Below are 23,920 nucleotides of genomic sequence, written 5' to 3' on the forward strand. Positions count from 1 at the left end.
GCGTCACCCGGCCGGCCGTGGAACCGTTCGGTCCGGAGCCCACGTCGTGGGGGGTGTGACCGATCAGGCGGAGACGGGGCGTGGCGGGCCGGCGGTGTCGGCCCGGCTGCGGCTGGTGGGCGTGCTGCTGCTGGCGGCGTACCTGGGACTGGTCGGGTGGGTGGTGCTGCGGCCGGTCGACGTCGGCTGGACCAGCCCGGCCAACCTGACGCCGTTCGGCTCGGTCCGGTACGCCTTCGAACTCGGCTGGCCCGAGGGCGCCCGGCAGCTGGCCGGCGGGCTGCTGCCGCTGGCCCCGCTCGGGGTGCTGCTGCCGCTGGCCGGCGGCCGGGTACGGGCCCGCTGGCTGCCCTCGCTGCTGCGGACCGCGGGCACCACGGCGCTGATCGCCACCGCGCTGGAAATCCTCAAGGGCTGGGCTCCCGGCCACGTGCTGAACGTGGACGACCTGATGCTCGGCACCCTCGGCGCCGGCCTGCTCCACCTGGCCGTCGTCCCGGCCGCCCGGGCCTGGACCGTCGCGCTCGGCCGCCCCGGCCGTACGTCCGGCGCCGCTCCGGGCCCGGCGGCGGAGCCGTCACCGCTCCAGACCCCGTTCCAGGCGCCTTTCCAGGGCCAGCGCCCGCTCCGGCCACGGGAGGCCGGCCGGCGCGGCGGCCTGACGGGGGCTCAGCCCTCCCGCTAGGCCCGTTCGTCGGCCCCTCCGGCCGGGCCTTCGCCTTCGGCTGACGGACCGTCGAGGACGGCGACGCGCTGCTGTCGCCCGGCCGTGCGGCCGGTGCACTCGGGGTAACCCCGAGGGGAACCCTGACCCGGGGAGTACTCCTGCCCGGTGAGAAGGCGGGGTCGGGGATCGGCATCCAGACGGACGGCCCGACGGGATCGGGACGGGAGTATGGAGTCATGCCCGCCGGAGAGGCCGGACCGGGCGCCAGTCAGACGGAGCTGATCAGAATGGCCCTCGCCCGCCCCCGCCACAACCGCGTCATCGCCGGCGTCTGCGCCGGGCTCGCCAAGCGTTTCGGGCTGGCCCCCTGGACGGTCCGGATCATCGCCATCGCCTCCTGCCTGCTCCCCGGCCCGCAGTTCCTGATCTACCTGGCGCTCTGGCTGCTGCTCCCCCAGGAGCCGTGAGCACCCGCCCCGCACCGACCGTCCACCGAACGCCGGGAGCCCCCGGCCGGCCCTTCGCGGGCCGGCCGGGGGCTCCCCTCGTGACGGGGCCCCGCGTGCGACGGGGCGTCAGGCGGCGGCCGGGGCGCGGAAACGGTGAACGGCCCGCCCCGGACGGGGAGCGGGCCGGACCGGAGGCCGCCACCCGCACGCGTGGTGCGGACGACGGCCCGGAAGCCGGACGGAGTGGGTCAGCCGCCGATGCCCGGGAGGCCGCCGCCGGGCAGGCCGCCGCCGACGAGGCCGGTCACGCTGCCGACGGGCGTCTTGTCGAGGCCCTCCGCGCCGGGAAGCGGGACCGGGAGGGCGCGCGGCGCGGCGGCGTCGGCGACCGGCGCGGCGGCGCCGTCCACCATCGGGGCGGTCTGGTCGGTGACCGGGGCGGTCATCGGCTGGGCCGACTCCGGGGCCTGCGCGACCGGGCCGGCCACGTCCGGGTTGAGGTTGCCGACGGCCTCGGTGACCGGGGCGGTGGCGGGCAGCTTGCCGACGGTGCTGGTCGCGGCACCGGTCAGCGCACCGGAGTTGGTGAGCAAGCTGGTCGGGCCCCCGAGCCCGCCCGGGGCGGCAGCGGAGGCGGAACCGGCAGCAACGGCCGCGATCGCGACGCCGAGCGCAGCGGTCCCGGCAGCCTTCAGAGTGGCCTGCTTCATGAGTTGGTCCTCGTGTCCTCGTCGGTGGCCGACGCGACGGCACGCACCCATGGAGTGCCCACCGCTACGCCGTGTCAGCTGTGACTGGCACACCGTAGTGACTGCGTCGCACGCGGATCAAAGACGCGTAACTCACTTGGCCCATTTGTCAGATGAGCGCGGAACCAGTGGTCACGGTTCCGCGCTCATCCGTTCGGCCATCCGAGCAGATGTCAGGCCTTGGCGCTGAACAGCCACTCGGCCTTGAGCTCGGCGTAGCCCGGCTTGATCACGTCGTTGATCATCGCCAGCCGCTCGTCGAAGGGCAGGAACGCGGACTTCATCGCGTTGACGGTGAACCACTCCATGTCCGCCAGGGTGTAGCCGAAGGCGTCCACCAGGTGGCCGAACTCCTGGCTCATCGACGTCCCGCTCATCAGGCGGTTGTCGGTGTTGACGGTGACCCGGAACTTCAGCCGGCTGAGCAGGCCGATCGGGTGCTCGGCGTAGGAACTCGCCGCCGCCGTCTGGAGGTTGGAGGTCGGGCACATCTCCAGCGGGACGCGCTTGTCGCGCACGTACGCGGCCAGCCGGCCCAGCTCCACGGAGCCGTCCTCGTTGACGGTGATGTCGTCGATGATCCGGACGCCGTGGCCGAGGCGGTCCGCGCCGCAGCACTGCAGCGCCTCCCAGATCGACGGCAGGCCGAAGGCCTCGCCGGCGTGGATGGTGAAGTGGTTGTTCTCGCCCTTGAGGTAGTCGAAGGCGCCCTGGTGCCGGGTCGGCGGGTGGCCCGCCTCGGCGCCGGCGATGTCGAAGCCGACCACGCCCTGGTCCCGGTAGCGGTTGGCCAGCTCGGCGATCTCCTGCGAGCGGGCGGCGTGCCGCATGGCCGTCAGCAGCGTGCCCACCCGGATCCGGTGGCCCTTCTCGCGGGCGTTCGCCTCGCCGAGGCGGAAGCCCTCGTTGACCGCCTCCACGACCTCGTCGAGGGTCAGGCCCTTCTCCAGGTGCTGCTCCGGCGCGTAGCGCACCTCGGCGTAGACGACGCCGTCGGCGGCCAGGTCCTCCGCACAGTCGGCGGCGACCTTCACCAGCGCCTCGCGGGTCTGCATCACCGCGCAGGTGTGCGCGAAGGTCTCCAGGTACCGCACCAGCGAACCGGAGTCGGCCGCCTCGCGGAACCACACCCCCAGCTCCTTGGGGTCGGTGGTCGGGAGCCCCTCGTACCCGACGGCTGCGGCCAGCTCGACGATGGTCTCGGGACGCAGACCGCCGTCCAGGTGGTCGTGCAGCAGCACCTTCGGTGCGCGGGCGATCTGGTCGGCGGTGGGGATGCGGGGGCCTGTGGTGCCCGTGATGGCAGTCTGCTTCTCCATTGCGGGAGTGTAGCCCCTACGCGCGTAGATCCACCACGCAGAATCCCGGATTCCATCGAACGGCGCAGCGCGGAGCGCCTGGCGGCGAGCCCGCGCGGGACCGGGCACCGCACGCCGACGGGCCGCCCGGACAGACGGGACGCCCGGCGGCGAGCCCACACCGGGCCGGGCACCGCACGCCGACGGGCCGCCCGGCCGGACCGGAGCCCACTGCGGGTGGTCAGCCCTTGAGGCGGTGCTTCAGGGTGAGCAGGGCACCGGTGGGGCCGTGGGGGGCGAGCCAGGTGGTGTCCTCGCGGTCGGTGGCGTCGAAGCGGTACTTGTAGGGCTCGGTGCCGCGGAGGAAGTCGAAGACGGCGAGCTTCTGGTCGGCGCAGGCGCGGACCGCCTCCGCGATGATCGCGGTGCCGAGCCGCAGCGGGGCCCAGGACGGGTCCCAGCCGATCTGGTAGTAGGCGAAGGTGTCGCGCCAGAGGAAGCCGTAGAGCCCGCCGATCACCGTGCCCTCGTGCTCGGCGACCAGGAAGGCCGGCCCGGCCCCGGGGCGGGCCCGGGAGACCAGGAGCCGGTGCAGTGGCAGCCGGTCCTCGTCGAAGGTGGTGCCCTTGCCGAGGGCGTCGCGCCGCAGCCGGTGCAGCCGCACGATCGCGGGCAGCAGCCCGGCGTCGGCCTCCCCCGGCGCCACCCAGCGGAACGTCACCCCGGCGGCCGCCAACTTCCGCCCGTACCGCCGCAGATCGGAGCGGAACTGCTTGGACCCGAGCACCTCGAAGCCGTCCGCCAGCCCCACCCGGGGGCAGGACTGCCCGGCGACCCGCCGGGCCCCGCCGGGCAGCAGGTCGGCCGCGCCGGGGTCGAGGTCGGGCAGCCAGAGCGTCTCGCGGCGGGCCAGCACACCCAGCCAGGCGCGCAGTTCGGCCCGCCGCCCGGGCCGGCAGGCGAAGGTGCCGTGGTCCGCCGCCCCGGGCCCGCTGCCCAGCGGGGTGAGGCAGCGGACGGCGGCGGGGAGCCGGGGGTGCAGGCGCAGACTGGTGCGGTGCAGCGGGGCGACGGCCTCGACGGTGCCGTCGGCGGCCCGCCAGACGGCGATCTCGGCCGGGCCGCGACGCCCGAGGGTCTCCCACCAGGCGAGCACCCAGTCCGGGGTGGCGAACCACGAGGCCCCCGGATCCTCCTCGGCCAACTCCAGCCAGCCGTCGATCAGTTCACCCGACAGCTCCCCCGGCGCGTACAGCTCCGGCACCAGCCCCACCCCCACGATCCCTCCGAACCCCCGGGGCGTCAGCAGCCGCCGCGCAGCCGGTGCACCGCCGGGTGCAGCCCCGAGAGGATTGTGTCGAACCGGGCCGGGCTGGTGTCGGAGTTCACCCGAAGTCGGCTGATCCGCAGCGGGTTCGCGGGGAGCAGCTGGTCCTGCCGGTGGTCGAAGAGGAAGCCCAGCCGGTAGCCGAGCTCGCGCAGCACGGCGTCGGCCCGGGGGTCGAAGTTGCCGTTGGGGTAGGCGAAGGCGGTCGGTTCGCTGCCGAGCCAGCCGGTGAGCAGCTGGTGCGCGCGGATCAGCTCGACCCGGACCACCGGCTCCTCGCAGCGGTCCAGGCAGGGGTGCCCGAGGGTGTGGTTGCCGACGGCGATCCCGGCGGCCAGCAGGTCGAGCAGCTCCAGCGAGCTCAGCTGGGGCTGGCGCGGTGCCTGGACGGCCGCGGTGTCGCGCAGCTCCTCGATGCTGCGCCGCCGCTCGACGTCGGGCAGGGTCTTGAGGTGGCGGACGACGGCCCCGGGGGCCAGGCCGGCCAGCGCCTCGGCGGTGCCGCCGCGGGCGGCCAGCGCGGGGGCCTCGGTCCACCAGAACGGCTGGTCCCCGTCGATGAGTTCGGCCACCACGAAGGCGGCGGCCGGGATGCCCAGCCGGGCGAGCACCGGGGCTCCCCGGGTGAGCAGGGTGCGGTCGCCGTCGTCGAAGGTGACCAGCACGCTGCGCGGCGGGAGCGGGCGCCGCTCCCGCACCGCCCGCTCGACGGTGGCCAGCGAGACCGGCACGGACGTCCGCACCAGGCGCTCCATCTGGGCGGTGAAGCTCGGCAGGTCGTCCACGCCGTGGTAGGCGAGGACGGAGAGCCGCTGCGCGGCCCGCGCGCGGAACAGCGGCTGCAGCGGCGAGCGCCGCAGCACGGTGTCGATCCGCTGCCGCCGGGCCTCACCCGGCTCGACCTTGGCGCCGAGGCGCGTGGCCGTGTCCTGCTCCGACACGTTTCCCCCTGATCCGTTCCCCGCGGGCATGGCTGCCTCCCCCCATCAATATCCCTCAGTTTGGTAAAGAGCGGTATAAGTTCGGGAACTTCAATCGCTCCTGACCGAAATCCGATGCCGCCGCACTGAGGTGCGGGAACGATCCGGGCCGGGCCTGATCAGGCTGGACCGGATCGGTGAAGACCTGGTGACGACCGTGCGACGGAACGGCCACGGTAAACGGAGCCCGTCCGTCAACTCGCCCTGCCCCGGCCAGCTTTGGGACACCCCCACCACCCCCGTCTCCCAGGGTAGCCGCCGGCCCCGCCGCGCGGCCGGATCGGACCGGTCGTCAGTCGTGGTCGAGCAGCCTGCCCCGGCGGGAGAGCACGAAGTCACGGAAGGCGGCCACCGGCGGGGTCAGCGGACGGCCCGTCACCCAGGCCAGGCCGATCGCGCGGCGGGTGCGCGGCGAGCTGACCTCCAGCTCGACCACGCCCGGCCTCGGGACCAGGGCCGGCGGCAGCAGCGCGACCCCGAGGCCGGCCGCGACCAGGCCGCGCAGGGTCTCCGCCTCCTCGCCCTCGAAGGCGATCCTGGGCGCGAAGCCCGCCTCGGCGCAGAACCCCTCGGTGATCACCCGCAGGCCGTACCCCTGCTCCACCACCACGAACGGGTCCTCCGCCGCCTCGGCCAGCCGGATCCGCCGGCGCCCGGCCAGCCGGTGGTCGGCCGGGACCACCAGGTGCAGCCGCTGCTCGTCCAGCGGACGGGCCGTCAGATCCGGGGCGTCCGGCAGCGGGGAGACCAGGCAGAGGTCCAGCTCGCCCGCCCGCAGCCGCTCCAGCATCGCCGCACCGTAGTCCTGCACCAGCTGGAAGCGGACCTGCGGATGCCCGGCCCGGAAGCCGCGCAGCAGCGCGGGCACCGCGTCCGAGCCCATGGTGTGCAGGAAGCCGAACGCCACCCGCCCGGCCGCCGGATCGGCCTCGGCCCGGGCCGCCTCGGCGCCGCGCTCCAGCTCGGCCAACGCCCGCTCCACCGAGCCCAGCAGCAGCCTGCCCGCCCTGGTCAGCCGGACCGTCCGGCCCTGCCGGGCCAGCAGCCGCACCCCGAGCTCGGCCTCCAGCCGGGCCACCGAACGGGACAGGGTGGGCTGCGGCATGCCGAGCAGCTCGGCCGCCCTGGTCACGTGCTCCAGCCGGGCCACCGCCGCGAACTGGGTCAACTGCGGTGCCAGCGCCGCGACATCGCTCTCCGGGCCGAGTTCGGCGAGGGCCGTGGGCGGTGAACTGCGCTCATGCTCCATGGCATCGATTCTCGCCGTTCCATGCATTGGACGCATCAGACGGGGCGGGTCTAGCGTCGTCGTCATGCCGCCTGCCAGTACCGGGGCATCCGCAGCCGAGCTGCCGGGTGCCCTCCCCCAGCCGTCCCCCACCGCCGACACCCGCCTGCTCCCCGGTGACCGCACGCTGCGCCGGGCCAACCTCGCGCTGTTCGCCGCCGGGGTCGCCACCTTCGTGCTGCTGTACTCCACCCAGGGCCTGCTGCCGATCCTCTCCGGCGACCTCGACCTGACGCCCGGTCAGGCCAGCTGGACCGCCTCGGTGGCCACCCTCGGGCTCGCGCTGGCGCTGCTCCCGGCCAGCGTCCTCTCCGACCGGTACGGGCGGACCGCCGTGATGACCGGCTCGGTGCTGGCCGCCACCCTCCTCGCGGTGGCGCTGCCCTTCGCCCCCGACCTCACCACCCTGGTGGTGCTGCGCGGACTGCAGGGCGCCGCGCTCGCCGGGCTGCCGGCCACCGCGATGGCGTACCTGGCGGAGGAGGTGCACCCGAGCGCGCTGGGCTCCGCGATGGGCCTGTACGTGGCGGGCAACAGCATCGGCGGGATGGGCGGGCGGCTGGTCTCCGGCTGGGCGGCCGCCGCCTGGGGCTGGCGCTGGGGGCTGGCCGTCTCGGCCGTCCTGGCCCTGCTGGCCGTGCTGGTCTTCCGGCTGCTGATCCCGGCCGCCCGGCAGTTCCGCCGCAGCCCGGTGGACGCCCGGGCGCTGGCCCGCACCGTGGCCGGGCACCTGCGCAACCCGCTGCTGCTGCGGCTCTACCTGCTCGGTCTGCTCTTCATGGCCGTCTTCGGCGCCGTCTACAACACCGTCGGCTACCGGCTGGTGGCCGCACCCTTCGACCTCCCCGAGTCGGTGGCCGCCTCCATCTTCGTGGTCTACCTGGTCGGCACCGTCTCCTCCGCCACCGCCGGCCGCCTCACCGCCCGGCTCGGCCGCCGCGGCACCCTCTACGTCGCGATCGGCACCACCACGGCGGGCCTGCTGCTCTCCCTCGCCGACTCGCTGGCCGCCGTCCTGCTCGGCCTGGTCCTGATCACGGCCGGCTTCTTCGCCGGCCACGCCACCGCCTCCGCCGCCGTCGGCCGCACCGCCACCACCGGCCGCGCCCAGGCCACCGCCCTCTACCTGATCGCCTACTACCTCGGCAACAGCCTCGGCGGCACCCTCGGCGCCGACGCCTACCACGCCACCGGCTGGCCCGGCGCCGCCACCGTCGCCCTGACGGCGATGACCCTGGCCGCCGGCGTCACCCTCTACGCCACCCGCCGGGCGATCGCGGCCAGTACAGTCCAGGTATGAGCATCGACCCGGCCACGTACGCCCGGCTGCGCGAGATCGCCGACAAGCTCCCGCAGGTGCCCGGGATCGGAAAGATCGAGATCGCCAACGGCGAGATCGTCATGATGATGTCGCCGGTGCGGCGGCACGAGCTCGCGGTGCTCCGGCTCGCACGACAGCTCGACGCCCAACTCCCCGGCACGCACCCCGGGTTCGTGGCATTCGCGGGTGCAGACCTGGAGGATGTCGGATTGGGCCGCCTGCGCCGTCCGGACCTGATGGTCTTCGCCGAGCAGGCACTCGAGGGCGAGCAGCCCGCGCTCCTTCCGCACGAAGTCCTGCTCGTGGTCGAGGTCGTCTCCCGCTCCAACCCCGAGAACGACTACGAGGACAAGGTCCACGACTACGCCGCGATGGGCATCCCGCACTACCTGCTGGTCGACCCCCGGGACGGCACCGGCATCGTGCACTCGCAGCCGGGCTACGCCTCACGCGAGAAGTTCGTCTTCGGCGACACCGTCACCGTGGGCCCCTGGCGCCTCGACACCTCCGGGCTGCTCACCTACTCCTGACGACGCGTGAGGCCGGGCACCCCTCCACGGGGTGCCCGGCCTCGGTGCACGGTCAGGCGATGCGGTCCAGGACGATCGGGTTGGCGGTGAAGGGGGTGCCCTCGGGGGAGATGGTGACGCCGCCGGTGAGGGCCTCGATGGCGTAGTCGTAGCGCTCGGGGCTGTCGGTGTGCAGGGTCAGCAGGGGCTGACCGGCCGTCACCTTGTCGCCGGGCTTGGCGTGCAGCTCGACGCCGGCGCCGGCCTGCACCGGGTCCTCCTTGCGGGCCCGGCCGGCGCCGAGGCGCCAGGCGCAGACGCCGACGGCGTAGGCGTCCAGGCCGGTGAGGACGCCCGAGGAGTCGGCGGTGATGACGTGCTGCTCGCGGGCGACCGGGAGCGGGGCGTCGACGTCGCCGCCCTGGGCCGTGATCATGCGGCGCCAGTGGTCCATCGCGGAGCCGTCGCGCAGCGCCTCGGCCGGGTCCTTGCCGTGCACGCCCGCGGCGGCCAGCATCTCGCGGGCCAGCGCGACGGTCAGCTCGACCACGTCGGCGGGGCCGCCGCCGGCCAGCACCTCGACGGACTCCCGGACCTCCAGCGCGTTGCCCGCGGTGAGGCCGAGCGGGGTGGACATGTCGGTGAGCAGGGCGACGGTGTTGACCCCGGCGTTGGTGCCCAGGCCGACCATGGTGCGGGCCAGCTCGCGGGCGTCGTCGAGGTTCTTCATGAAGGCGCCGGAGCCGACCTTGACGTCCAGGACCAGCGCGCCGGTGCCCTCGGCGATCTTCTTGGACATGATCGAGGAGGCGATCAGCGGGATGGCCTCGACGGTGCCGGTGACGTCGCGCAGGGCGTAGAGCTTCTTGTCGGCGGGGGCCAGGCCGTCGCCGGCCGCGCAGATGACGGCGCCCGCGTCGCGCAGCACGGCCATCATCTCCTCGTTGGAGAGCAGCGCCCGCCAGCCGGGGATGGACTCCAGCTTGTCCAGGGTGCCGCCGGTGTGGCCGAGGCCGCGGCCGGAGAGCTGCGGGACGGCGGCGCCGCAGGCGGCGACCAGCGGGGCCAGCGGAAGGGTGATCTTGTCCCCGACGCCACCGGTGGAGTGCTTGTCGGAGGTGGGCAGCGGGAGGGCGGAGAAGTCCATCCGGACGCCGGAGCGGATCATCGCGTCGGTCCAGCGGCTGATCTCACGGAGGTTCATGCCGTTCAGCAGGATCGACATGGCCAGCGCGGACATCTGCTCGTCGGCGACCTCGCCGCGGGTGTAGGCGTCGATCACCCAGTCGATCTGAGCGTCGGTCAGCTCGCCCCGGTCACGCTTGGTCCGGATGACGGAGATGGCGTCCATGAGGGTTTCTCCAGGTGGTTCTGGGTCAGGAAATGCGAAGAGTGTCGCGGGGGAAGCACTCCCCCGCGACACTCTACGCGCGTAACAAGCTATCCAGCTAGAGCCGTTCCGGACCGAAGGCGTCCGGCAGGACTTCACTCATCGGGCGTACCCCGGAGGGCAGCTCGACGAGCAGTTCGGGCCCGCCGTGCTCGAAGAGCAGCTGGCGGCAGCGCCCGCAGGGCATCAGCAACTGCCCGGCGCCGTCCACGCAGGTGAAGGCCACCAGCCGGCCGCCGCCGCTCAGCTGCAGCGCCGAGACCAGGCCGCACTCGGCGCACAGCGAGAGCCCGTACGAGGCGTTCTCCACGTTGCAGCCGGTCACCGTGCGGCCGTCGTCCACCAGGGCCGCGGCGCCGACCGGGAACTTGCTGTAGGGCGCGTACGCGTGCCCCATCGCCTCCCGGGCGGCCGCCCGCAGTGCCTGCCAGTCGATCTCCTGGGCCGTCGTCACTTGCCCTGGCCCCGGCGGTAGATCTGGCCGTCGGCCTTCGGCATCCGCAGTCGCTGGGAGGCCATCGCGAGCACCACCAGGGTGATCACGTACGGGGTGGCCACGATCAGCGCGCGCGGCACCGTGTCGGTGGTGGCGAACCAGAGCGCCAGACCGCCGGCCACCACGAAGGTGATCGCGGCGCCCTTGAACTGACGGCGGTACAGCTTCCAGAGCGTCAGCAGGGCCATCGCGATGGAGACCGTCAGGATCAGCACGTGCACCGAGTCCGGGTCACGGAGCTGGAGGCTGTCGGTGAAGCCGAACAGGCCCGCGCCCATGGCCAGACCGCCGGGCATCCAGTTACCGAAGATCATCGCGGCCAGACCGATGAAGCCGCGGCCCTGGGTCATGCCGTCCTTGTAGAAGTGGGCGGCGACCAGCGAGAGGTACGCACCGGCCAGGCCGGCGAAGGCACCGGAGGTGATGACCGCCAGGTACTTGTACTTGTAGACGTTGACGCCCAGCGACTCGGCGGCGGTCGGGTTCTCACCGCAGGAGCGCAGCCGCAGGCCGAAGACCGTGCGCCAGAGGACGAAGTACGAGGCCACCAGGAAGACCGCGGCGATCACCACGACCACCGACAGGTTGGTGACCATGCCGCCCAGGATGCCGGCCACGTCGGAGACCAGGAACCAGTGGTGCGCCTCGATCTTGTCCAGCCACTCGGACAGGCCGGGGACGGTGATGTACGGCAGCGGGTCGGCCGGCGGGGACTGGTTGGCGCCCGCGCCGAATGCCACGTAGTCGCGGTAGTAGATCCGGTTGACGTACGCGCAGATGCCGGGGATCAGCAGGTTGATGCCGACGCCGGAGACGATGTGGTCGACGCCGAAGGTCACCGTCACCAGCGCGTGCAGCAGACCGCCGAGCGCGCCGCCCGCCATGCCGGCCAGCAGGCCGACCCACGGGTTGACCAGGTAACCGGCCCAGGCACCGCAGAAGGTGCCCGCCACCATCATGCCTTCGAGGCCGATGTTGACCACGCCGGCCCGCTCGGACCAGAGACCGCCGAGACCGGCCATCGCGATCGGCACGGCCGCGCCGAGCGCGGCGGTGACCTGCCCGGAGGAGGTCAGGCCGTGGTTGCCGGTGGCCATGCCCACGGCGGAGAACAGCACCAGGACGCCGGCGATCAGCAGCAGCACGACCGGCCAGGTCAGCTTGGACTTCTTGGCGGGCGGGGCGCCCGGCGACTTCGGCCGGGCGGCAGTGGCGGTGCTCATGCGGCCACCTCCTTCTTGGCAGCGGCGGCCTGGGCGGCGAGCTCGGCGCCGACCTTCTGCTGCTGGCGCTTCAGACCGTAGCGGCGCACCAGCTCGTAGGCGACGACGACGCAGATGACGATGGTGCCCTGCATGACGTTGACGATCTCCTGCGGGTAGTCACCCTGGAGGGGCAGCTGGGTGCCGGCGACGTCGAGGAAGGCGAACAGCAGCGCCGAGAAGGCGACGCCGATCGGCGAGTTGCGGCCGAGCAGGGCGACCGAGATGCCGATGAAGCCGAGGCCGGGCTGGATGTTCTGCCCGAAGTAGTAGGAGCTGGACATCAGTTCGGGCAGGCCGATGAGTCCGGCGATGGCACCGGAGACCACCATCGAGGTGATGATCATGCGCTTGACGTTCACGCCCGAGGCGGTGGCGGCGGACTCCGAACGGCCGGTGGCGCGCAGGTCGAAGCCGAACCGGGTGCGGTTCAGGGTGAACTGGAACAGCACGCCCACCACGATCGCCACGACGATGAAGCCCCAGAGGGTGCCGCCGGCGGTCTCCAGCGTGAAGAAGTGGCTGGACTGCGAGATCGGCTCGGTCTGGATCGAGTTGGTGGTGCTGCCCTTGTTCGGCGCGAAGACGCCCGGCACCAGCAGCAGACCGACCACCGCGGTGGCGATGGCGTTCAGCATGATGGTCGAGATGACCTCGCTGACGCCCCGGTAGACCTTGAGCAGACCGGCGATGCTCGCCCACATGCCGCCGACCAGCATCGCGGTCACCAGCAGCAGCGGGATCTGCAGGAAGGACGGCAGGTCGACCTGGCTGCCGACGAAGGCGGCGAACAGCACGCCCAGCTTGTACTGGCCGTCGACGCCGATGTTGAAGAGGTTCATCCGGAAGCCGAACGCGGCGGCGGCACCGGCGAGGTAGTACACGGTGGCGCGGTTCAGCGTCAGCACCTGGCCGTCGGAGGCGGTGCCGTAGTCGAACATCACCTGGAAGGCCTTGAACGGCTCCTTGCCGGAGACCGCCAGCAGGACGACGCAGATCAGCATCGACAGCAGGATGGCCAGCACGGGGGCGGCCAGGCCGAGCAGGATCTTCTCGGCGTCGAACCGCTTGGCCGCGGGCTTCGCGGCCACGGGGTTGGGACTGGTCATGTGGGTTACTCCCCCGCCTGCGCGGCGTCGTCGGTGGCGCCGTCGTCGCTGGGCTGTGCTGTGGTGGGCGGCGCGGCCTCGGTGATCTCGGCGACGAACGCCTGGGCCTCGGCGACGGCCTCCGGGTCCGACTCGATGTGGCCGCTGGCCGCACCGGTCATCGCGGTGCCCAGGTCCTCGGCGGTGACGGTGGCCGGGTCGGCGTCGGCGACCAGGCGGCCGCGGTAGATCACCCGGATGTGGTCGGAGAGGCCGATCAGCTCGTCCAGGTCGGCGGAGATCAGCAGCACCGCGAGGCCCTCGCGCTGGGCGGAGCGGATCTGCTCCCAGATCTGCGCCTGCGCGCCGACGTCCACGCCGCGGGTGGGGTGGGCGGCGATCAGCAGCTTGGGGTGGTGGCTCATCTCGCGGCCGATGATCAGCTTCTGCTGGTTGCCGCCGGAGAGCGAGGCCGCGGTGACCTCGATGCCGGGGGTGCGGACGTCGTACTCCTCGACGATCCGCTGGGTGTCCTTGCGGGCGGCGGCCGGGTCCAGCAGCACGCCCTTGGAGTTGGGGGCCTCGGTGACGTGGCCGAGGATCCGGTTCTCCCAGAGCGGGGCCTCCAGCAGCAGGCCGTGCTTGTGCCGGTCCTCCGGGATGTAGCCGATGCCGGCCTCGCGGCGGGCCCGGGTCAGGGTCCGGCTGAGGTCGGCGCCGTCCAGCGTCACGGTGCCGCCGTCCAGCGGCAGCATGCCCATGATCGCCTCGACCAGCTCGGCCTGGCCGTTGCCCTCGACGCCGGCGATGCCGAGCACCTCGCCCTTGCGGATGCGCAGCGAGACGTCGTCCAGCACCACGCGCTCGATGCCCTCGGCGTCGCGCTTGGCGATCCGCAGGCCCGTGGTCTCCAGCATCACGGTGTCGGTGACGGTGGACTCGCGGCTCTCCGGGGAGGGCAGTTCGGCGCCGACCATCAGCTCGGCGAGCTGACGGGCCGTCACGGTGCGCGGGTCGGCGTCTCCGACGGTGGTGCCGCGGCGGATCACGCTGATCGCGTCGGCCACCGAGAGCACCTCGTGCAGCTTGTGCGAGATGAAGATGACGGTGACGCCCTCGGCCTTGAGCTCGCGGAGGTTGTCGAAGAGCGCGTCGACCTCGTGCGGCACCAGGACGGCGGTGGGCTCGTCCAGGATGAGGATCTTGGCGCCCCGGTAGAGCACCTTGAGGATCTCGACGCGCTGACGGTCCGCCACGCCGAGGTCCTCGACCAGCGCGTCCGGGCGCACGCCCAGGCCGTACTGGTCGGAGATCTCGCGGATCTTCGCCTTGGCCTTGGCTCCTATCCCGTGCAGCTTCTCGCCGCCCAGGACCACGTTCTCCCACACCGTCAGGTTGTCGGCCAGCATGAAGTGCTGGTGGACCATGCCGATGCCGCGCGCGATGGCGTCGCCGGGAGTGTTGAACTCGACCTGCTCGCCGTTGATGGCGATGGTGCCCTCGTCCGGCTTCTGCATGCCGTAGAGGATCTTCATCAGGGTCGACTTGCCCGCGCCGTTCTCGCCCATCAGGGCGTGCACGGTGCCGCGGGCCACGGTGATGTCGATGTCGTGGTTGGCCACGACGCCCGGGAAGCGCTTGGTGATGCCGCGCAGTTCGACGGCCGGTGACGCCGTCCCCGCGCTGGGGTTGCCGCCCTGGGGGGTCGGGGCGGGGTCGGAAGCGGTGATGGCGATCTCCTGGTGGTCACAGGGCGCGTCGTTGCGCTGGAGATGGCGTGCGTACGCGGGCGGGGGCGCGCGTACGTGCGGGTGGAACGGGACGGGGCCCGGCAGAGCGCGTTCGCGCGCCCCGCCGGGCCCCACCCTGATGCTCAATCATGCGCGCCGGACGCGTGGACCGGCGGCAGGCTGAGGGGGTGTCAGCCGACGGTGGTCGGGATCTTCGTGGCACCCGAGGTGATCTGCGCGGTGGCCGCGTCCAGCTTCGCCTGGATGTCGTTGATGAAGCCGCCGGTGGTGGCCAGCGAGACGCCCTTCTCCTTCAGGTCGAAGTTCTTGGTGCCGGTGAGCGGCGAACCGTCCTTGATCGACTTGACGTAGGAGAACACCGCGGTGTCGACGTTCTTCACCATCGAGGTGAGGATGCGGTCCTTGATTCATAACATTGGGCCAGGGGCGGGAACTGGGAGTCGAGAAACTGGGCAAGGCTGGTCTACGAAGGTCTACGCGCCATTGGCCATCTACTAGCGTGAAGACGGAGTATCGCATTGGCACGCTGAGCATGCCGGCACGGAGACTGAGGCGGCACAGCGACTAGTTAGCCCTGACGTCCGCGCCATCGTTTTCCGCGCTGTCTAGGGCTATCTACAATATTGAGGATACTCGCCTCAGCGGCGTCTACCTTTATTTATCACCAATACTCCGCCTCTCGCATGGTCTATCTTGTTCTTGGTCAGTCAGCCTCTCTGTGACCTGACCCGTCCTCTTCAGACACTCGCCCCTTCATCTTAGTATCCAGTTATCAATTCTCCTATCTCCCTCATGTCCCTCGATTTTTGATTTTCTCCTTCCTTTCTCTCACCTTCTCCTCATTCCTCTCCCCCGCCTGCCCCTACACTATGATTACTCTCGGCTCCTATTCCTGGATTCCATTCCGTCGCACTCACACACCACAACTCCTCTCGTTCTTCGCTCTCCTCTTCCTCTCCCTCTCTTCTATCTTCTCCTTCTCTATCTATCCGACCACTATTGACCCAGCCTCCATCTACTATCTGCCCGCTTCCCCGCTTCTTTGATGACCAATGCCAAGCTTTCTCCCAGAGGCACTTACCGCTTCTGCCGACCTTAGTGACTTTGACACTTCTTCCCCTCATCCTCTACCTTCCCTCCCATTTTTCGTCCTTCTTGTCTCTCTACTTTCTCTCTCTTGTCTTGTCTGCTCTTTCTGTGTCTGTGCACTCTGCTCATCTCTTGCCTCACTCTTCCGCCAGGATTACTCGGTTTCTGCTTCTTCCCTAATGCGCCTATACGCCGTCAAACGCGCGCCTATCACGCCACAGCTGGATCCTCGCTGCATATCCAACTCCCAAGCACCGTCGTGTGTCACGCCATTTGTGATTTCTACCCCCTCTCGCCGTCTGCAGTCATCCTTACATCCGTCCTCCCTGCGACTCTCCTACTGCTGCACGACAACCGCGATACTAATTATAGCGAGCTGCTCTGTCATACGCTCTTTCCCTTTGTCTCGATGAGCTCGAGTCACAGCTTTTTTAATGAATTTCCTTCGTCGCTTTGCTCAATCTATCTAAATCATTTCATGCTCCTCCTTTGGATGCTACTACGTGCACGTTTTCGCGTTCTTCACCCATTGATCAGTCCGTTTTCATGTTAACTGTGTCTCTCCTTCTCACATATCCTTTGACTTCACTACTATCACTCTGCCACTTCCTACTCTACTTTCCGTCTCTCTCCATGTCGCTGTTGTTAGTGCCCTACGCGCTTCATTCCCCACTCGCCTCGCTCTCGTCCTACGCATCTCACCGCCAATCGTCCGCGCCTTTTGCTTCTTCACGCAAGTATTGATATGAGATCTGCCACATTGTTGCCATCATCTCGATCACCCGTCCCGCTACGGCATCTATTTCGCTTCTCCGCATACAGACTTCTTTCGTCTCTTCCCTTCCGTGACCTCCATACCACGTGTTTTCGTTCACCCTTTTAACGCTCATCGCCTCTTGACACATTATCCTCCTTTCCTCTATGCCTGCGGTCTCGCTATCTCTCGCTCCATCTTTCTCCCTTCAGCAGCATCTGCTTCTCGTCTCTTACTTTTTTCTCCCCCTGTCTCCCTCCCAGTCTCGCTCGTCTCCTCGCCTCGTTCCCAAGATCGGTCCCGGCCTATCCATCATAGTGACCCCCTCTTTCACTCTCCATGTCCACCCCTTCTCTCCGATCTTTCTCGCCTCGCTTCCTCTCCCACCCTCTTCTTCTCGCCAACTCAACGCCACGTCTGTACCTCGATAGCTCGGGTAGACCCCCTCGTCCCGTTCCACCGGCACGTTACGCGCTGCCCCCGCCGCGTACGCACGTCCATCTCCAGGCAAAGGAGCGCCGTTGTGGACAACAGGAGATGCCTTCACCCTTTCGCGACCCTGCCTCCTTTCTCCCATTCCACGGCCCGAACTTGCGCTTACCTTATAGAGCTTACGTCGTGGCCAACACGACATCGACATCACCGTGGCCCGCGGCACCGTGCACGCCTGATGGCGGAGAACGGCGCGGGCAAGTCGACCCTGATGAAGATCCTCTACGGCATGCGGAAGCCGGACGAGGGCACCATCGCCACAACGGCGCGAGCAGGTCGAGTTCAACACTCCCGGGACGCCATCGCGCGCGGCATCGGCATGGTCCACCAGCACTTCATGCTGGCCGACAACCTGACGGTGTGGGAGAACGTGGTCCTGGGCGGCGAGAAGCTGCAAGGGGTATAGGAGCCAAGGCCAAGGCGAAGATCCGCGAGATCTCCGACCCAGTACGGCCTGGGCGTGCGCCCGGACGCGCTGGTCGAGGACCTCGGCGTGGCGGCACCTGTCAGCGCGCGTCGAGATCCTCAAGGTGCTCTACCGGGCGCGGCAAGATCCTCATCCTGGACGAGCCCACCGCCGTCCTGGTGGCGCACGAGGTCGACGCGTTCTCTTGACAACCTCCGCGAGCTCAAGGCCGAGGGCGTCACCGTCATCTTCATCTCGCACAAGCTGCACGAGGTGCTCTCGGTGGCCGACGCGATCAGCGTGATCCCCGCCGCGGCACCACCGTCGGAGACGCCGACCCGCGCACCGTGACGGCCCGTCAGCTCGCCGAGCTGATGGTCGGCGCCGAAATGCCCTCCCGGAGAGCCGCGAGTCCACCGTCACCGACACGTGATGCTGGAGACCACGGGCCTGCGGATCGCCAAGCGCGACGCGAGGGCATCGAGCGCGTGGTGCTGGGACGACGTCTCGCTGCGCCATCCGCAAGGGCGAGGTGCTGGCATCGCCGGGCGTCGAGGGAACGGCCAGGCCGAGCTGGTCGAGGCGATCATGGGCATGCTGCCGCTGGACGGCGGAACCGTGACGCTGACGGGGCGCCGGACTCAGCCGGACCCTGACCCGGGCCCGCCGCAGAGGCGGCATCGGATACATCCTGGAGGACCGGCACAAGCACGGCCTGCTGCTGAGGCCCCGCTCTGGGAGAACCGGGATCCGTCGCGCACGTCACCGAGGCCCCCAACTCCAAGGGCGTGGCTGCTGGACCCGGCCGCCCGCCCGCAAGGGGAAACCAGCGGATCGTCGAGGAGTACGACGTCCGCAACCACGGCATCGAGTGTCACCGCGGCCTGCTCTCCGGCGGCAACAGCAGAAGCTGATCATCGGCCGCGAGATGAGCCACCACCCCAAGCTGCTGATCGCCGCCCACCCCACCCGCGGAGTGGACGTCGGCGCGCAGGCGCAGATCTGGGAGCAGATCCGCTCCGCCCAGCGCGTAGGGCCTCGCGGTGCTGCTGATCTCCGCCGGACCTGGACGAGCTGATCGGCCTCTTCCAACCACATTCCGCGGTGATCTACCGCGGCCCGTCTGGTCGCCGCGACGCCGACTCGGGCCCAACCGTCACCGCCGAGGACCTGGGCACCGCGATGACCGGTGCGGCCAGCGGGCCACATTCGAGTCGGACCCGGAGGCCGTCGACTGAGGGCCCAGGCGTTCGTCGCCGAGATCACCGAGGCCGCGCCGCCCAGGCCACAAGCACAGCCCGCGACGACGGCGCCACCGACGACGCCGCGCAGGCGGGGGAGTAAATCCCACATGACCAGTCCCAACCCGTGGCCGCGAAGGCCCGCGGCAAGCGGTTCGACGCCGAGAAGATCCTGCTCGGCCTGGCCGCCCCCGTGCTGGCATCCTGCGTCGATGCCTGATCTGCGTCGTCTGCTGGCGGTCTCCGGCAAGGAGCCGTTCAAGGTCCTTCCAGGTGATGTTCGACTACGGCACCGGCCTCCGACGCCAGGTGTGACGCTAACCGCGCCCCGGTGTACTACCTCGCCGGTGCCGCCGCCGCGTTCGGCTTCCGGATGAACCTCTTCAACACGGCGTTCGACGGCCAGTACAAGCTGGGCGTTGGCTGTTCGCCGCCTTCGTCGGCAGCCAGGTCGACCTGCCGTCCTTCCTGCAGTATTCCCGCTGCTGCTGGTGACCGCGATGCTGGTCGGCGGCATGTGGGCGAGCATCGTCCGGTGCTTTCTGTAAGGTTTACCGGGGGGCGTCAGCGCGGTCATCTCGGACCATCATGCTGAACGCCATCGCCACCGCGGTGGGTCGGTCTGCTGCCTGGTGCCGGGCGTCCCTTCGCGCCGAACAAGGGCAGCACCACCAAACTCGATCCAGAACGAGCCGATCTCGAAGTCCAGCCACTTCTTCACGATGGAGGGACCCGCCGGCGGAAACCCTCTGGGGTTCATCGTCGTGGGGATCGTGGTGGGCGTGTTGTTACAGTTCACCCTGACAGGGCACCGGTTCGGCTTCGGACCTGGCGCACGGGCGTTCGGGTCCGCCGCCACCGCCTCGGGCTGTGACCGTCAAGCGCATGATCCATCACACGATGGTGGTACTCTCGGTGCCATCGGCCGGACTCATCGGCCTGACCGAACTGATTGGTACCAGCCTCAATTACTAGCGGCGGCAGAAGCAGGGAACATCTCAGCCCTCTCCCCCTCGGACCCAGTACGGACCCTTCACCTACTCGGCACATCTTCGGCTCCGCCGGCCTACTGGCCTCTGCAAACTGTCCACGATCGTGCGTGACATCTCGGCCCGCATCGCTTGTCTTTCGCACTTCCCTCGACCGTCGACCCCGCGCACCCCAGCTGCCCTTCCAGTTGACTACCCGCAGGAGCATTCGTCAATGTCTCATGCCAAGCGGCACCAATCGTCATCATTTGGCCCGTCGCGGCGTTCCGCCTACGAGCTGGTGTGCCGCTAGGTTTCTGGCGGGTAAGGCGCTCCTAGCACGCCATGCAGAAGGTCGCGCCGAACGGCTTCGTTCCGCCCAAGGCCCCGCAGCTGCCAAGAAGGCCAGGCTCTCGCTGCACGTCCCCCCCCCATGAGCACAGCCACTCTGCCGACCCCCCCCCCCATTCCCTTCCTCCTCTCTTCCCCTCTCTCCCCTCCCCCCCTCCCCCTCCACCCCCTCAGGCACCGCAACGCTCCGCCGCGCCGCCGACAACCGCCCCCGCCCATGAAGCTCCCCACTAGCGGGACATCTTCTGTTGGCTTCCCGCGTTACGTGCCTGAATCTGCCATGTGATCAGCCGGTCGTCTCTCCTCGGCCGTCGCCCTGTCCTTGTCCCTCCCAGCGCGGCCTATGGCCCACCACGGCAACCCCACGGGCACTCGGAATCCCGACCTCCCTCGGCCGCAGGTCCACGCCCGCCGCTCGGCGCGCGAGTGCCGATTCGCGAGGGCGGGTTCCTCGGCGGTCTCTGGTCCGAGCGGGCCGGCGTGGTCAACATCGGCCTCGAAAGGTCATGATTGGTGGCGGGCACCTTCTGCGGGGCCTGGGCCGGTTTCACTCTGGTAAACCCGTGGGTCGGCCTGCTGCGAAGGCCATGGCGGGCGGCGCGCTCGGCGGTTCTGCTGCACGCGCTCGGTGACGGTGACCTCGGCGTCGGACCACAGCGTCTCCGGGCGTCGGCACTTTCAACCTGCTCCGATCCCCGGCATCTGCGGAGGTACGTCACCGGATCGACTACCGCGACTACGTAGGCATTCGGCGCGGGGCCCAACCCATCCCCGCCCGGCCGACCGTTGCCGGTAACATCACCGTCCCCGGCCTGTCCGATTGGCGGGACCAAGATCGAGGACGCACCAAATGGTCTGGTTCTCCGGCACGTGGGACCGGGCATCCTGGGCACTAGGAATGGTCACCCAACATGTCGGTGGTATGTGTGTGATCGCGCGGGTCTTCCTGGTGGGCCTTCGCTACTTCGTCCTCGGCGGGCACGGCTTCGGCCTGCGGCCTGCGCTCTGCGGTTGCGAACCCGGACGCCGCCGAGTCGTCTGGGGCGTCAACGTCTACAAGTACAAGTACCTGGCAGTCATCACCTCCGGTGGCCTTCCGCTGGAGCCTAGGGCCAGGTTGAGTACCTCTCGCTGGTCGCGGCCACATGTCTCAAGGACGCAGACCCAGGGCCGCGGTTCACTCGGGTTTCTAGGCCGCGATGATCTTCGTAAATGGATTCCCGGCGTTCTGGCCATGGGGGCGCGGGCCTGTGCGGCTTCACCGACCGCCCTAGCTCGTGGACCCCGGATCGGTGCAGTGCTGATCCTGGACGGTTCTCCATTCACCGTGGCCCCCCCCTTGATGGCGCTCTGGAAAGCTGTACCGGCCAGTCAGTTCAAGGGCGACGCGATTCACCTTCGTGGTGGCCCGGCGGTTACTGGCGATTCGGTTCGCCACCAACGACACGGTGCCGGCGCGCGGCTGATGTGGACACCCCGTTATCGTGATCAACCTGGTGGTCTGCGCGCATGGCCTCCCAGGCGACCTGCGTGATGCCGAAGGCCGACGGACAGATACCGCCGGGGCCAGGGGCAAGTGGACGGGACGGCCAGGAGATCGACTGGGCAGGCAACTGGCGGGCGCCGCCGGGAGCGATGGGGCACGAGACGCGCCCCCCCTTCCCCCCCCCTTACAGCAAGTCCGGTCGGCGCCTCGGCCCTGGTGGACCGACGGCCGGCAGGTGACCGGCTGCAACGTGAGAACGCACTAACGGGCTCTCGATGTGCGCCGAGTGCGGCATGTTCTCGGCGCTGCAGCTGAGCGGCGCCGCGGAGGCTGGTGGCCCCCAGCCACCTGCGTGGGACGGCAGGCCCCGGGGCAGTTGCTGAATGTGCCATGCGGGCGCTGCCGCAGACTGGGCTCTTCGAGCAGGCGGGGCCGAAACTTGCTCGCGAGCTTCCCTCCGGGGTACGGCCGTGAGTGAAGTCCTGCCGGACGCCTTCTGGGTCCGGAAACGGCTCTAGCTGGGATAGCTTGTTACGCGCGTAGAGTGTCGGGGGGGAGGTGCTTCCCCCGGAACACTCCTTCGATTTCCTGACCAAGATGCCACCTGGAGAAACCCTCATGGTACGCCATCTCCGTAATCCGGGACCAAGCGTGACCGGGGGGGGCGAGCTGACGACGCTACAGATCGACTGGTTGTGATCGACGCCCCCTCCTCCCTCTAAACCCGCGGGCGAGGTGTCGCCGAACCGAGATAGACCTGTCTCCGCGCTGGCCATGTCGATCCTGCTTGAACGGCATGAACCTCCGTGAGATTCAGCCGCTGGACCGACGCGATGATCGCTCCGGGTCCGGATGGACCTTCTCCGCCCTCATCCGCTGCCCACCTCCGACAAGCACTTCCACCTGCGTGGCGTCGGGCCGGGAACAAGATTCACCCTTCCGCTGGCCCCGCTGGGTCGCCGCTGCGGCGAAGCGTCACGCAGCTCTCGGGCCCGGACACTTCGACACACCGGCTGTACACTGGACCAAGATGGAGTCCATCCCCGGCTGGAGGGCGCGCTGATCTCAACGAGGACGATGATGAGCCGTGCTGCGGGCGAAGGAGGGGCGCCAGGCATCTGCGCCGGGCGGCGACGCATTGGCCCCTCGCCGACAAGAAGTCTCTTACGCCCTGCGCGGTACTGTGACCAGGCCCGTTCGAGGCCATAGCCGCTGATCGCCCTCCTTCCGATCATGGTCATACAAGAAGATCGCGAGGGCACCGGGCGCGCTGGTCCCATGGAAGTTCAGTAGGTCGGCTTTCACAGCGGCGAACTTCATGAAGAAAACCTAGAAGACGCGGCGAGCGGCCCGCAACTATGGTCGGCCTGGGCACCAACGCCGGAGGTTAAAACACCGTTCGCCCCTGGTATCACCGGGACATGGTCCACCCCGCTCGGCCTCAACGCGGGCAAAGGCGCTGGAGGTCAGGGAGTTCAGTCGAGGGTGATACGGGACGGGCGCGGCGGGCAACGCCGACACGTGGTCGAGCTGGACAGTTTTCGCGCGGGCCCGCGAGATGCTGCGCGCCGCGGGCGTTGCACGGGCAAGGGAACCCGGCCCGAGGCGTGCGCGACGGCTCCGCGACTGGACAATGGGCGCCGCATGATCACGGCCCAGGTGGCGGCGGACGTCGACGCCCCCCGCTTCGTCGTGTCGTACGCGAGGTAGCGCGCAGGCACGTCTTATCACCGCAGCAATCTCCTCGGGAGCCTTTCAAAGGCCATGGACGCCCTACGCCGTCGGCGTCTGCGCCCTGGCGCCACGGCGGCCGGCGGGCACGAAAGGAGGGACCCGCGTGGCAGGCCTGGCGCCGGCGTCGACGGCTGCACGCCAGCCCGGGGCAACAGGTCGACGGCGGTTCAGACCTGCTGGACCATCGCACACCGAAAAGCCCCGAGGATAGGGGGGGACTCAGAAATGCGGCCTCACCGTCGGGCGTCCACATTTCCCCCCGAAGGGCACCCACCTTAACAGCCCAACCCGATCGTCCATGGAACAGGGCATCGCCTGACCGTTGCACCGGAGGGGCCGGGCAACCGCCGTGGAGGGGGCTCAGCCATGAGGCCCTCAAGCGTCCGTCAGGAGTAGTGTGAGCAGGCCCGGGTGTCGATTTTGGTGCAAGGGGGACCACGGTGACGAGTAGTACACTCGTCGCCGAAGATCGAAACCGTTCCGCGTGAGGATAGCCGGGCTGCGAGTGCAAGATGCGTGTGAGTATCCCGGGGGTTCGACAGCAGGTAGTGCAGGCGCCCCCCAATTTCGAGGAGTAGTCGCGTGTGGACTTGCCTAGTAAGTCGTTTCGGGGTTGGAAGGAGGGGGAGGGTACGAACCTTCGACCACGCGCAAGGGACTTCGTGCGGAAGGAAGCGGGGCTGCCTCGCCCTCAGAGTGGCTCTCGGCGAAAAGACCATGCAGGTCGGACGGCGCAGGGGCCAATTTACGACATCCTCCAGGTCTGCACCGAGAATGCCACGAACAGGGGTGCGTGGCCGGGTGAGTTGGGCGTCGAGCTGCGA

At 69.6% G+C, this 23,920-nt stretch carries 15 protein-coding genes and 1 pseudogene; 5 read left to right on the top strand and 11 right to left on the bottom strand.

The window, feature by feature from the left end:
• Positions 1-55: 55 nt before the first annotated feature.
• Together ABD946_RS42250 and ABD946_RS42255 are read left to right on the top strand one after the other, a co-directional pair.
• Positions 56-685 (top strand): VanZ family protein, encoded by a 630-nt coding sequence (locus tag ABD946_RS42250; RefSeq protein ID WP_345291049.1) that lies wholly within the window; start codon positions 56-58, stop codon positions 683-685.
• A 269-nt stretch (positions 686-954) separates the two neighbouring features.
• Positions 955-1,134, top strand: coding sequence for a PspC domain-containing protein (locus ABD946_RS42255; protein WP_345291063.1), 180 nt, complete (start codon positions 955-957; stop codon positions 1,132-1,134).
• 230 nt (positions 1,135-1,364) lie between these two features.
• Here ABD946_RS42255 and ABD946_RS42260 read toward each other — a convergent pair whose 3' ends face one another.
• The 5 genes from ABD946_RS42260 to ABD946_RS42280 all read right to left on the bottom strand — a co-directional run bounded on the left by ABD946_RS42260 (position 1,365) and on the right by ABD946_RS42280 (position 6,719).
• Positions 1,365-1,826 carry a hypothetical protein gene (locus ABD946_RS42260; RefSeq protein WP_345291050.1) on the bottom strand — a complete coding sequence of 154 codons (462 nt, stop codon included), beginning with the start codon at positions 1,824-1,826 and terminating at the stop codon, positions 1,365-1,367.
• Positions 1,827-2,038: 212 nt separating this feature from the next.
• Positions 2,039-3,184, bottom strand: coding sequence for an adenosine deaminase (locus ABD946_RS42265; RefSeq protein WP_345291051.1), 1,146 nt, complete (start codon positions 3,182-3,184; stop codon positions 2,039-2,041).
• 220 nt (positions 3,185-3,404) lie between these two features.
• Positions 3,405-4,436: a GNAT family N-acetyltransferase gene (locus tag ABD946_RS42270; protein ID WP_345291052.1), complete on the bottom strand. Its 1,032-nt coding sequence runs from the start codon at positions 4,434-4,436 to the stop codon at positions 3,405-3,407.
• Positions 4,437-4,465: 29 nt separating this feature from the next.
• Complete coding sequence (locus ABD946_RS42275) at positions 4,466-5,431, bottom strand: polysaccharide deacetylase family protein (protein WP_345291053.1); 966 nt, start codon at positions 5,429-5,431, stop codon at positions 4,466-4,468.
• 331 nt (positions 5,432-5,762) lie between these two features.
• The gene (locus ABD946_RS42280) at positions 5,763-6,719 is read right to left on the bottom strand and encodes a LysR family transcriptional regulator (RefSeq protein WP_345291054.1); all 957 of its coding nucleotides are present in this window, start codon (positions 6,717-6,719) and stop codon (positions 5,763-5,765) included.
• A gap of 64 nt (positions 6,720-6,783) precedes the next feature.
• Between ABD946_RS42280 and ABD946_RS42285 the strand changes: the two genes are divergently transcribed.
• Together ABD946_RS42285 and ABD946_RS42290 are read left to right on the top strand one after the other, a co-directional pair.
• Positions 6,784-8,058 (top strand): MFS transporter, encoded by a 1,275-nt coding sequence (locus ABD946_RS42285; protein WP_345291055.1) that lies wholly within the window; start codon positions 6,784-6,786, stop codon positions 8,056-8,058.
• A complete protein-coding gene (locus ABD946_RS42290; protein ID WP_345291056.1) occupies positions 8,055-8,609 on the top strand; it encodes a Uma2 family endonuclease in 555 nt (184 codons plus the stop codon). Before ABD946_RS42285 ends, ABD946_RS42290 begins: the two co-directional genes overlap by 4 nt.
• A gap of 52 nt (positions 8,610-8,661) precedes the next feature.
• Here the strand turns inward: ABD946_RS42290 and ABD946_RS42295 are convergent, their stop codons facing one another.
• From ABD946_RS42295 to ABD946_RS42320, 6 genes are all read right to left on the bottom strand, one after another.
• Positions 8,662-9,939: a thymidine phosphorylase gene (locus tag ABD946_RS42295; protein ID WP_345291057.1), complete on the bottom strand. Its 1,278-nt coding sequence runs from the start codon at positions 9,937-9,939 to the stop codon at positions 8,662-8,664.
• Positions 9,940-10,036: 97 nt separating this feature from the next.
• Positions 10,037-10,432: a cytidine deaminase gene (locus tag ABD946_RS42300; RefSeq protein WP_345291058.1), complete on the bottom strand. Its 396-nt coding sequence runs from the start codon at positions 10,430-10,432 to the stop codon at positions 10,037-10,039.
• On the bottom strand, positions 10,429-11,697 hold the full coding sequence (locus ABD946_RS42305) for an ABC transporter permease (protein WP_345291059.1): 1,269 nt from the start codon (positions 11,695-11,697) through the stop codon (positions 10,429-10,431). Before ABD946_RS42305 ends, ABD946_RS42300 begins: the two co-directional genes overlap by 4 nt.
• Positions 11,694-12,845, bottom strand: a complete 1,152-nt coding sequence (locus tag ABD946_RS42310; protein WP_345291060.1) for an ABC transporter permease — start codon at positions 12,843-12,845, stop codon at positions 11,694-11,696. The genes ABD946_RS42305 and ABD946_RS42310 overlap by 4 nt, the downstream gene beginning before the upstream one ends.
• 5 nt (positions 12,846-12,850) lie before the next feature.
• Positions 12,851-14,695, bottom strand: coding sequence for an ABC transporter ATP-binding protein (locus ABD946_RS42315; protein WP_380150603.1), 1,845 nt, complete (start codon positions 14,693-14,695; stop codon positions 12,851-12,853).
• 50 nt (positions 14,696-14,745) lie between these two features.
• Positions 14,746-14,958 (bottom strand): hypothetical protein, encoded by a 213-nt coding sequence (locus ABD946_RS42320; protein ID WP_345291061.1) that lies wholly within the window; start codon positions 14,956-14,958, stop codon positions 14,746-14,748.
• Between the two features lie 2,092 nt (positions 14,959-17,050).
• On the opposite strand from ABD946_RS42320, the pseudogene ABD946_RS42325 reads away from it, so the two are divergent.
• Positions 17,051-18,660: pseudogene (locus ABD946_RS42325) on the top strand (ABC transporter ATP-binding protein).
• Positions 18,661-23,920: the final 5,260 nt, after the last annotated feature.

Origin of the sequence: Kitasatospora albolonga (assembly GCF_039535905.1) — a bacterium.
In the GTDB taxonomy this organism is placed as follows: Bacteria; Actinomycetota; Actinomycetes; order Streptomycetales; family Streptomycetaceae; genus Kitasatospora; species Kitasatospora albolonga.